The following is a 10,591-nucleotide window of genomic DNA, read 5'->3' as shown; positions in this document are numbered from 1 at the left end:
ACAAGCCTATTCTTCTTTGAAACTTCTCACAAACTCCATAAAGAATACCATGAAAATCGACAAGAAAAACCCTGTGACTAAAGCTACGACAATGATAAGCTTTTTTTTCGGTTTTATAGGTTCTTCGTAAGTTAATAGTTTACCTAAGGTGCTTGCTCTTGTTATATTTAGTGGAGAAATTTGTGAGTTTAGTTGGACTATATTAAGCTTTGTCCTTAATAATTTGTCATTGTATTCTTTGATATTATTTGCTATTGTTTGATAAATTAATGGGTCTTTAGTCGATTTAAGCTGAATCTCAAGAGCTGTTATTTGTTTTTCAGTTTCTGTCAGTTGAGTTTCCAATATTTCTATTTGAGATTTAATATTCTCGGTATAGGAAGTAAGTTTTTTATCTTCCTCTTTTTTGACAGAATCGAGTATTTTGTTGAGGTAATCTAATGCTGCCTCATTTGAAAAATCTCTTATTTTAAGTCCAAGTAAGTCATTTGTTTTATTGATTATCTCAACATCTACTTGAGGGTATTTGTCATTTTCATTTTCAGAATTATCAAAATTGCCCTTTATGTACAGTTGCAAAGCATTTGGTTCTATGAGATATATTTTACTATTACTATTACTATTACTAATATATCCAACTTGTATATTAGACTTTATTTCATAAATTGGCGTTTTTAAATAAGCATAAATACCCGCCAAAGAAGCTATTGCTAATGTAAATATTAGTATGAAATATTTGTGTTTTAAAATAGTTCTTATAAGTTCTTTAAGGTCAATTTCATCTTCTTCGTATGTATGTATTGGTACATATTGCACAGGTATAATTTGTTGTTTATTTTTTTCTTCCATGGCCACTCCTAAATCATATTTAAAAAGCAACAAACTTTTAACAATTATACTGAAAAATTGCAATGGTTATTTTAAAATGTTAAGACTTGTAAACATTAAAATACCGTGAACCGGAAACTGTAAACCGTGAACAGTGAACCTAGAAACGTGTGAACGCTAAAACGTTGAAACGTACAAACGTTAAGGTACTGTGAACCGAATCACGGATATATAAATTCTTGACATATTTAACGAAAAGTGAAATTTCTTAGAACTTAGAACTTATTTCTACTTCTTTTGCAATCTTAAAATTTCTCAGCTACAATTAAATATGACTAAATTATTTCAATACCGTTTTAGGGTAGGTATATTTAATTTTAAGTCAAAATATCCCTGACGGTAAAGGAGGTAGTTTGATGTTTATTAAAAAGATTGCAAAGATATTAAGGGGAAATTTGAGTTTTCTGCAAATAATGTTTGCCTGTATTTTAGGTGCTATTTTAGGATTTACTCCTGGATTTGACAGAGCTTTTGGGCTATCTGCTTCTATAGTTTTGCTTTTTATTGTGCTGAATGCAAATTTGGGTATATTCCTCTTTGTGTTTTCAATCTCAAAACTACTTTTTTATCTTGCAACTCCATTTATTTTTTATTTTGGTGGGGTGTTGCTTGACAATGTGGCAACCGGTTTATTTGCAAAAATTATCAATGCGCCCGTATTAGCTTTTTTTGGGTTTGAATATTACCTGACATCTGGTGGACTTGCTGTAGGGATCGTTATTGGCATTCTGATGGGTCTAATTATTTATTATCTCTCAAAAATATATAGATACTCAATGGATAAAGTTGATAGCAATCTTTCTTGGTTTGCAAAATTTAAAAACTCATTTGTCATAACACCCACTATATCACCTACCTGAAAGAAGGTGTCTTGTGGGTGTTATGATAAAAACAAGCTAGAGGATAAAGTCAAAAGCGGGATTGGTGGATTTTTGAATAATTAATGTGTGTATGACTATTTTATAAAAAAACAGAAAATTTTCTTGCAAAAGAAGTAGCTTTTGATATATTTTTATAGTTACTAACTCTAAAGTAAGTAACTTATGAGTTAGTAACTATAAAGTTAGTTTTTAGGGTGAGTAATGTTTGTTGGAAGAGATTATGAGCTAAAAAAGCTTAATGAGCTTTATTATAGCGATAATTTTAATTTTGTAGTTATGTATGGTAGAAGAAGGGTTGGTAAAACAGCTTTATTGTCAGAATTTTGTAAGGATAAGAAATCAATATTTTTTATTCCTGAGGAATATAGCAATGAAATGGCTCTTAGAAATTTCTCACAAAGTATATTTAAATTTTTCAAGTTAAGTGGGTTAAGTAACTTTGATACATGGGAAAGTGCTTTTTTATTCATAGCTGAAAGAGCAAAAGATGAAAGATTGGTATTAGTCATTGATGAATTTCAATATTTGGCATATTCAGAAAAAAATATACCTTCTGTATTGCAGAAAATTATAGATCATTATTTTAATGATACAAAATTATTTCTAATACTATGTGGCTCCTACATAAGCTTTATGGAAAAAGAGGTGCTGGGGTACAAAAGTCCACTTTATGGCAGAAGGACTGCCCAGATGGAGATAGTACCTTTTAATTTTTTTGAAAGCAGAGATTTTTTTTCTGGTACTTCTACAGAAAATCAAATTAGTATTTTTAGTATTTTTGGTGGGACTCCACAATATCTTATATCATTTGAGCCTAAACTTGATATTTTTGATAATATTAGAGAAAAAATATTAGATAGAACATCATATTTGTATGAAGAACCTAAATTTCTTTTAAAACAGGAATTAAGAGAGCCATCAGTGTATAATTCAATTTTAGAATCAATTGCTTGTGGTTATACAAGGCTAAATGAGATTGCGACGAAGGTAGTGTTAGACTCCAGCAAAGCCGCTAAATATTTAAACACGCTGATTGAATTGAGAATTGTAGAGCAGTTAAGACCTGAAAAATTGGCTAAATGTAGCAGGAGCAGCATTTACAGAATTAAGGATAACTTTTTTAGATTTTGGTACAGGTTTATTTTTGAGAATAAAAGTTTGATTGAGCAAGGTATGGTTCAATACGTTATAGAAGAGAAAATTAAACCATATCTAAACGAATATATTGGCTTAATATTTGAAGAGATTGCCGCTGACTATTTAAAAATATTGAACAAAGAAAATAAATTACCTTTTGTTTTTGAAAGGATTGGAAAGTGGTGGGGAAATAATCCCGCTAAGAAAAGGGAGGAGGAAATAGATATTGTTGCCTATGATAAGAATAATTTGATTATAGGTGAATGTAAGTGGCAAAACAGCAAACTCGGCATGGGCGCTTTAACGCAATTGATTGAAAAGGGGGCGCTGTTTGATAAACGAAATAAATATTATGTATTTTTTTCAAAGTGCGGATTTGATGAAAAGGTTTTACAGTTTGCAGAAGATAATTCAAATATAATTTTGTTTGGGCTTGGAGATATTGAAAGTGTATAACTAGGGCATAGCCAATATATAGACATTAAATTAATTTTTTTTATATCCCCCCGGGCAATTTATAATTTTGCATAAAGAACATATTTAACAAACATTGAGCCAAAAAAAGACAGAAGGGAAAATATTTAAGTTTAAAGAAATAAAATTTAAAAAATCTCCGTGCTACTCGGTATCCTATGAGGTTTAAAAAAATAAAAAAAGAAGAGTCTACTTTTAGTTTAGCGGTAAGATAAAAGGGATTATAGTAATAAGAATAATTGTTGAATATATTAAACAATTATTATATAATTTGTTTAATAGGTTGGGCAAGTTGGCTTAGAGGGTTGATATGCTGGATTTTTTTTATGAAAGGTTTGTATTGCTACTTAGTAGCTTAAACATTCAATATAAAAGGTATTTTTTTAATAAAGTTGATTTCAACGACAAATTAATAGTGATTTTAGGTGCGAGGGGAGTAGGCAAAACTACTTTTCTACTTCAATATTTAAAAGAGATAAATCTACCTTTAAATAAAAAGCTCTATATTTCCGCTGATTCTATAAAAATGAGTAATTTGTCGCTATTTGAATTAGCAAAAGAGTTTTCAGCAAAAGGCGGTAAGGTATTAGCTATAGATGAAATTCACAAATATCCTGATTTTGCAAGACAATTAAAAGAGATATATGACTTTCTTGACATAAAAGTTTTAATTTCAGGGTCGAGTGCTTTAAGATTAGAGCATGCAAAGGATGACTTGAGTAGACGTGCAGTATTATATAAAGTAAACGGTCTTTCATTTAGAGAGTTTTTAGAATTAAAAGTAGGAAAACAATTCAAAAGTATTCCACTGGAAGAGATTTTAAAAAATCATGTAGAAATAGCTTACAATATCTTAAAGTCAATAAAACCACTGGAGCATTTTAAGGAATATTTACAGTATGGATTTTATCCTTTTTATTTTGAAAACCCAAACACTTATTACAAGAAATTAGAAGAAACGATAAACGTTGTTGTAGAGTCTGATTTGCCACTGATATATAAAATTGAACCAAAGAATATAATTAAGCTAAAAAAACTTATTAAATTAATATGCTTCCCAGAGCCTTATGAGCTTAATCTCTCTAAACTTGCCCAGAAAATTGAGATTAACAGACATACTTTATATCGTTATATTGAATATTTAAACTCTGGCAATATCCTAACATCGTTAAAACCAAATGTAAAAGGTGATGCCATTTTTACAAAGCCTGAAAAAATATATTTGAATAATACAAACTTAAACTATTGTTATTGTGAAGAACGAAAAATTGGAACAATTAGAGAAACTTTTGTAGTTTCGCAACTAAAAAATCTTTATAATTTAAGCTATCCTAAAAAAGGGGATCTTCTTGTAAACAATCAATATTTAATTGAAATTGGCGGTAAAAATAAAAATTATTCCAAAATTGGTAATAACGGGTATCTCCTGACAGATGACATTGAAGTTGGTTATGACAGAAAAATCCCATTATGGCTAATCGGATTTATATATTAAAGGGAAATAGTTTTATAAAAAGGTTAATTGTAAGTTTAAATTGTAAAATTGTAAATTTAAGATCTGTTGATATTTTTTATATCCCCCCGGGTAATTGAGGCAAAGATGCCTATAAAATTTAAAAATCCGAAAATTAAGAATAATATTTTGGTACTTGAAACAAAGCCGTCATAATATTCCGGTGTGATTCTTACTTTGCCTATAATCAAAGTGAATACTACCATAACTATAGCCATGCTAAACATCTGCCCGGTAAGCCGCATCGTGCCAAGCAGTGCAGAGGCGATGCCGTAATCTTTCTTTTTTACTGAGCTCATTATTGCATTGGCATTAGGGGATGAAAATAGAGCAAACCCAAGGCCAAGAAGTGCCAAAGTGAAAACAATAATCTGAATACTTGACTGAAAATTTATCGTAGAAAAAATAAAAAGGCTTACAGACATAAGTCCCATGCCGATTGATGCAATTATTCTTGGCTCTATTTTATCGGAAAGCCTCCCTGCAATAGGTGAGAATATAGCCATCATTAAGGGTTGAAATAGCAAAATCATCCCAACATTTTGAACACTTAACCCTTTAATATAGTGAAGGTACAAACTTAATAAGAAGCTTACCGCAAAAGTGGAAGAGTAGTTTATAAATGCTGCTGCATTTGAAAATGTAAATGTGATATTTGTTTTAAAAATATTAAAATCAATTATTGGATGTTGAGCCCTTTTTTCTATCTGGACTAACATAATAAATAATATCATTGCCGATATTATAAAAAGTATGGATTTTGCATTTGTAATAACCGTCAAACCATACATTATGCAGGCGATAAAAAGCACGTAAAGGGTTGCACCAATTGTATCAATCTTTTCACCCTTTGACTCTGCCCATTCCCCTTTTAATTTACTAAAAGTAAGAAAAATTATAAGTATGCAAAATGGAATCTGAAAGAGGAATAAGCTTCTCCAACCGAAATGCTGGGTCAATACCCCACCTAACACAGGGCCGAGTGACAACCCTACGTAAACAGCTGAAACATTTATACCAAGTGCTTTCCCCCTTTCACCCAAAGGGAAAACGGATGTGATAATTGCAATATTTGTGCTAAATACCATAGAGCTGCCAATTCCCTGAATAACTCTGAAGGTTAAAAGTGTGGATATAGAGTGAGATAGTCCGATTAAAATAGTGGATATTGTATAAGTAGCTATCCCAATCAAAAATAATTTTTTTCTGCCGTAAATGTCAGCAATCTTGCCAAATGGGACTAAAAAAATGGCTGCCGCCAAAATGTATGAAGAGGCTACCCAACCGAGAAGGACAGCATCGACTATAAAATCTTTCTCAATATCTGGCAAAGAAACATTTATTGAGGATGTCATAAATGGAGCTAAAAATGAAGAAAGTGCGGCAATGAAAAGGGCAGTATTTTTGTTTGAGTCGTTATTAGTATGCATGTGGTCATTATAAAATTTTTTAGGGAAACTTCAAGAAGTAAACGTTCAACGTTCTACGTTCTATGTTCAAGGTTAGAAGTTCTAAATTCTATGTTCAAGAATAAAATGTTCAAAAGTAAATACAAATTTTCTTTAAAAGTTGAAGAAATGGTATATAATTTATTATATAAGATAGTTGATTTTCATGTAATTATGAAATGAAAAATTAAAATTTAAAAGATCAATGATAAATTAAGTCTTAGATGAGGTGAAAAATTAAAAATGACGTTACAAACTTTTTTTCAAAAGAATCTCATAGAAAAAAAAGACTATTTACTTGAGCTTTTAAAAAAAGCTTACGGTAATGATCTTATGGCCGCAGTACTCTTTGGCTCAGTAGCAAGGGGTGATTTCGCAACATATTCTGATATAGACATTTTAATTGTACTCAATAAAAGTAATATTACTTTTAAAAAAAGAATAGATGAGTTTTACAAAAAAATCGGGTATTATTTCGAAGAGCATTTTCTTAGCCCAATAGTCTTAACAGTAGAAGATTTGGATGTGTTTCATTCATTTTATTTAGGGATTTTTGAAAATTATATTACCCTATATGATAAGGCTGGTTTAATAAACAAAGTGGTTAGTGTGATAAAAGAAAAGATAGATAATGGTGAAATTTTAGAGCACTCTTATCCCAAAAAATACTGGAGAATATTATATGCAAAGGATGAGATTAGTAGATGATTATATTTTTAGGGCACAAAAAAGGATAAAGGCTTTGGAGTTTTTAAAATCTGAAGAATCTTATGCTGATGTGGTCAGAGAGGCTCAGGAGGTTGTAGAACTTCTCTTGAAAGCACTTATAATAGCATTTGGAATAGAAGTGCCTAAAGTTCATGATGTTTCAAGATACATAGAGATGAATAAAGAAGTTTTTCCTCAGGTAGTAAATGATAATCTTGAACGTTTAAAAGATATTTCAAGAAGATTACGCAAAGAAAGGGAACTTTCCTTTTATGGCATGGAAGATTGGATACCTTCTGAGGAATACTCAACAGAAGAGGCGCAACAGGCCATAGACTGGGCTAAAGAGATTGAAATGATTGTTAAAAAGGCTCTTGGAGTTGAATTATAGAGAGTCTCAGTGTTGTACCTTGTACTAAAAACCTTGAACATCGAATATTGAACGTTGAAAATAATCAGTGTAGTTTATACTTCTCCATTCTATAAAGCAGCACATGTCTTGGGATACACAGATATTCCGCAGTCTTTTTCTTGTTCCAATTAAATTTTTCAAGAGCCTTTAAAATTATATTTTTTTCAAAATCGATAATATCAAAATTATCCTCAGGAAGCTCAAGCAAAAGGCAGGATTTTACATTCCCTCTACTGCCCATAAAAAAGTCTGTATTTAGTTTTTCCCCTTTTGACAAGATTGCCATTCTGTAAATAGTGTTTTCAAGCTCTCTGACATTCCCAGGCCAGTCGTAATTTTTCAATTTATCTAATGTTTTATCATCGAGTTTTATATGTTTGTATCCATATTTTTGTAAGAAATATGCGGCAAGCTCATGAATATCTTCACTTCTTTCGCGAAGTGACGGGATATTGATGGGGAAAATATTTAGCCTGTAATATAGGTCTTCTCTGAATTTGCCTTGCTCTACCAATGTTTTTAAATCTTTATTTGTGGCAGCTACAATCCTTACATCAACTTTTTCAGCAAAATTTCCCCCTACCGGCTGTATCTCCCCTTCCTGTAAAAAGCGGAGAAGTTTTGCTTGTGTCTCAAATGGTAGCTCCCCAATTTCATCTAAGAAAAGTGTACCTTTGTTTGCAGATTTTATTTTCCCTGTCTTATCTTTGTCCGCCCCGGTAAAAGCTCCTTTTTTATGCCCAAAAAGTTCACTTTCAAAAAGATTTTCAGGGATAGCTGCACAGTTTACTGTCACGAAGGGTTTGCTGCTACGATTACTGATAAAGTGAAGTTGCTTTGCAAATAACTCTTTCCCTGTACCACTTTCCCCTAAGAACAATACCGGTGCATCAGTTTGTGCGACTTTTTCTATTAATTCCATTACACTTTTTAGCTTTACGCTACTGCCGATAATGTTTGGTTTTAGAGAGCTTTTTACAAAATCTTTAAGCTGAATATTTTCATTCTCAATAGTTTTGAATTTTGCTGCCTTTTTTACTGTATTGACTAATACTTCATTTTCAAACGGCTTTGGAATGTAGTCGTAAGCTCCTGACTTGATGGCATTTACCGCATCAGCTATATTTCCATAGGCGGTTATTATTATTACGATTGAACCTAACTGATTTTTAATAGAGAAATCCAAAATATCATGCCCGCTTGAGCCGGGTAATTTTATGTCGGTAATAATAATGTCAAAGCTTTCTTTTTTTAAAAGCTCTAATGCTTTATCACCACGATTTAGATGCTCAATTTCAAACCCTTCATCTTCAAGCATGATTTTGATAAGGGTTGCAAGGGTTTCATTATCTTCAACAAGCAGTATCTTCATCTGTTGCCTTCTTTAAAGAAATAGTAAATTGTGCTCCGTTATTATTTGATATCTTTAAATCCCCTTCGTGTTCACTAATTATCTTTGAAGTTATTGTCAAACCTAATCCTGAGCCTGATTCTTTTGTGGTAAAAAAAGGCTCAAAAATTTTTTCTTTGATATTTTCAGAGATACCTCTTCCATTGTCTTTTATGCAAAAGATAATCTTTTCATCCTCGCAATTTACAGCAAATTCGATGATTTTTCTATCGGAATTGTTGCTTTTCAATTCTTCAACACTGTTTAAAAAGATATTGATAAATGCCTGTTTTAAATTATTGATATCCCCTTTTATTTGTGCGTTTTCGTCACATTGATAATTTTCTATTATTTTTATATTTTCATTGGTAGATTTTGTGGCGAGTTTAAGCCATTCAAGAAGCTCCATATAAAAATTTTTGATGAATATATTTTTATTTTCAATCCTTCCAAATCTTGCATATTGTAAGAATCTTTCAATAAAACTGTTAAGTCTGTCAATTTCTGTAACAAGAATATCTGTAAGCTGTTCTATATTTTTTCCACTTTTGATTAGTTTTGCTGCAGATTTTAAAGATGCAAGCGGATTTCTTATTTCATGTGCTATACCTGCAGATAACTGACCTAACGCCCTGAGTTTTTCAGATTTGGCAAATTCCTTTTCCATTCTAATTTTTTCTTCTGTCGCTGCTTCCAGCTTTTTATAGGCATTTTGAACTTTTATTTTTTCAAGATAAAGTTTTTGGGAATAAAATGCTGCAAATATACCAAGTGTATACATCATCAAAACTTCCACAAAGCTTCGCAAATGATAGTGTTTGAGCTCAAATATGTTAAAATAAATGTTGGGGGCATAAGATATGGTAATTACAAATGAAGCCAATATCCCGCCAATAAGTCCGTAATTCATTGCCATTATTATGACAATTATGTAGAGCATGTAGTAATGAACTATGTGAATTATACTGAAATCCGAAGGGGTGGTGTGATGAAAAAACATTATTACAAGGAAGAAAATAAGAGAAAAAATCCCGACAAATTTATTGCCGGGAATATAATAATTTTTAATTGACAATCTGCCCATCCTTCATTGTAATTATCCTTTCTGCAAAGTCAGCCATACTTTTATCGTGTGTTACCATCAATATAGTGTAACCTTCATTGTTAAGTTGCTTGAAAATATTTGCTACAATCATACTGTTTTCAGCATCAAGGTTCCCTGTAGGTTCGTCAGCAAAAATCACCTTTGGCTTTTTTATAAGCGCCCTTGCTATTGCCACTCTTTGCTGCTCACCACCCGAAAGCTGATTTGGCAGTCTGTCGTACTTTCCGTTCAAGCCTACTTTGTCAAGACACTCTTTTGCATACTCAATATCTTCTTTTTTTACCGGTGTAAAACTTTTTGAGCAAGGTAAAAGTACATTTTCAAGTGCAGTCAGATATGGGATAAGATAGTGAAACTGAAAGATAACAGAAAATTCCTCATTTCTCAGTTTGTTCAACTCTTTTTCCTTTACATCGAAGTAGTTAATGTCATTATAACATATTTTGCCAGAATCAGCTTTCATAAGTGTTGACAGGATGTTTAATAGTGTACTTTTGCCTGAGCCGGATTTACCTAAAATGGCTACAAATTCCCCCGCATCAATTTCAAGGGTCAAATCTTTTAAGACATGTGTTTCAATTTTTCCGTTATAGTAAAATTTATTTAGATTTTCTGTACTTAACATATTATACCTC

At 31.5% G+C, this 10,591-nt stretch carries 10 protein-coding genes and 1 pseudogene; 5 read left to right on the top strand and 6 right to left on the bottom strand.

Features of this window, described 5'->3' with window-relative positions; all coding sequences use genetic code 11:
- Positions 1-6: 6 nt before the first annotated feature.
- Positions 7-849, bottom strand: a complete 843-nt coding sequence (locus LF845_RS10395; RefSeq protein ID WP_242820952.1) for a Wzz/FepE/Etk N-terminal domain-containing protein — start codon at positions 847-849, stop codon at positions 7-9.
- A gap of 395 nt (positions 850-1,244) precedes the next feature.
- Between LF845_RS10395 and LF845_RS10390 the strand changes: the two genes are divergently transcribed.
- From LF845_RS10390 to LF845_RS10380, 3 genes are all read left to right on the top strand, one after another.
- Positions 1,245-1,748 (top strand): DUF2062 domain-containing protein, encoded by a 504-nt coding sequence (locus tag LF845_RS10390; protein ID WP_242820951.1) that lies wholly within the window; start codon positions 1,245-1,247, stop codon positions 1,746-1,748.
- 222 nt (positions 1,749-1,970) lie between these two features.
- A complete protein-coding gene (locus LF845_RS10385) occupies positions 1,971-3,362 on the top strand; it encodes an ATP-binding protein (RefSeq protein WP_242820950.1) in 1,392 nt (463 codons plus the stop codon).
- 328 nt (positions 3,363-3,690) lie between these two features.
- Positions 3,691-4,875: an ATP-binding protein gene (locus LF845_RS10380; protein WP_242820949.1), complete on the top strand. Its 1,185-nt coding sequence runs from the start codon at positions 3,691-3,693 to the stop codon at positions 4,873-4,875.
- Between the two features lie 56 nt (positions 4,876-4,931).
- On the opposite strand, the gene LF845_RS12045 is transcribed toward LF845_RS10380, so the two are convergent.
- Both LF845_RS12045 and LF845_RS12040 read right to left on the bottom strand, forming a co-directional pair.
- Positions 4,932-5,612, bottom strand: a complete 681-nt coding sequence (locus LF845_RS12045; protein WP_341352906.1) for an MFS transporter — start codon at positions 5,610-5,612, stop codon at positions 4,932-4,934.
- A 45-nt stretch (positions 5,613-5,657) separates the two neighbouring features.
- Positions 5,658-6,329, bottom strand: a pseudogene (locus LF845_RS12040) (MFS transporter); the annotation flags it as partial.
- A 255-nt stretch (positions 6,330-6,584) separates the two neighbouring features.
- Between LF845_RS12040 and LF845_RS10370 the strand changes: the two are divergent.
- Together LF845_RS10370 and LF845_RS10365 are read left to right on the top strand one after the other, a co-directional pair.
- Positions 6,585-7,049, top strand: coding sequence for a nucleotidyltransferase domain-containing protein (locus tag LF845_RS10370; protein WP_242820947.1), 465 nt, complete (start codon positions 6,585-6,587; stop codon positions 7,047-7,049).
- Positions 7,024-7,440: a HEPN domain-containing protein gene (locus LF845_RS10365; RefSeq protein ID WP_242820946.1), complete on the top strand. Its 417-nt coding sequence runs from the start codon at positions 7,024-7,026 to the stop codon at positions 7,438-7,440. Before LF845_RS10370 ends, LF845_RS10365 begins: the two co-directional genes overlap by 26 nt.
- A gap of 64 nt (positions 7,441-7,504) precedes the next feature.
- Here LF845_RS10365 and LF845_RS10360 read toward each other — a convergent pair whose 3' ends face one another.
- From LF845_RS10360 to LF845_RS10350, 3 genes are read right to left on the bottom strand one after another with little or no spacing between them, the layout of a single operon-like run.
- Positions 7,505-8,833, bottom strand: a complete 1,329-nt coding sequence (locus LF845_RS10360; protein WP_242820945.1) for a sigma-54-dependent transcriptional regulator — start codon at positions 8,831-8,833, stop codon at positions 7,505-7,507.
- Positions 8,814-9,926, bottom strand: coding sequence for an ATP-binding protein (locus LF845_RS10355; RefSeq protein WP_242820944.1), 1,113 nt, complete (start codon positions 9,924-9,926; stop codon positions 8,814-8,816). Before LF845_RS10355 ends, LF845_RS10360 begins: the two co-directional genes overlap by 20 nt.
- On the bottom strand, positions 9,916-10,581 hold the full coding sequence (locus tag LF845_RS10350; protein WP_242820943.1) for an ABC transporter ATP-binding protein: 666 nt from the start codon (positions 10,579-10,581) through the stop codon (positions 9,916-9,918). The genes LF845_RS10355 and LF845_RS10350 overlap by 11 nt, the downstream gene beginning before the upstream one ends.
- Between the last annotated feature and the right edge of the window lie 10 nt (positions 10,582-10,591).

The sequence above is a fragment of the Deferrivibrio essentukiensis genome, from assembly GCF_020480685.1.
In the GTDB taxonomy this organism is placed as follows: Bacteria; Chrysiogenota; Deferribacteres; order Deferribacterales; family Deferrivibrionaceae; genus Deferrivibrio; species Deferrivibrio essentukiensis.
This window is presented reverse-complemented; position numbering and strand designations above follow the sequence as displayed.

Bases quoted from the DNA above. Each gene is read 5' to 3' on its own strand.
- LF845_RS10385 (WP_242820950.1), top strand. From the start codon at position 1,971: ATGTTTGTTGGAAGAGATTATGAGCTAAAAAAGCTTAATGAGCTTTAT.
- LF845_RS10360 (WP_242820945.1), bottom strand. From the start codon at position 8,833: ATGAAGATACTGCTTGTTGAAGATAATGAAACCCTTGCAACCCTTATC.
- LF845_RS10390 (WP_242820951.1), top strand. From the start codon at position 1,245: ATGTTTATTAAAAAGATTGCAAAGATATTAAGGGGAAATTTGAGTTTT.
- LF845_RS10350 (WP_242820943.1), bottom strand. From the start codon at position 10,581: ATGTTAAGTACAGAAAATCTAAATAAATTTTACTATAACGGAAAAATT.
- LF845_RS10395 (WP_242820952.1), bottom strand. From the start codon at position 849: ATGGAAGAAAAAAATAAACAACAAATTATACCTGTGCAATATGTACCA.
- LF845_RS10365 (WP_242820946.1), top strand. From the start codon at position 7,024: ATGCAAAGGATGAGATTAGTAGATGATTATATTTTTAGGGCACAAAAA.
- LF845_RS10380 (WP_242820949.1), top strand. From the start codon at position 3,691: ATGCTGGATTTTTTTTATGAAAGGTTTGTATTGCTACTTAGTAGCTTA.
- LF845_RS12045 (WP_341352906.1), bottom strand. From the start codon at position 5,612: ATGTTAGTCCAGATAGAAAAAAGGGCTCAACATCCAATAATTGATTTT.
- LF845_RS10370 (WP_242820947.1), top strand. From the start codon at position 6,585: ATGACGTTACAAACTTTTTTTCAAAAGAATCTCATAGAAAAAAAAGAC.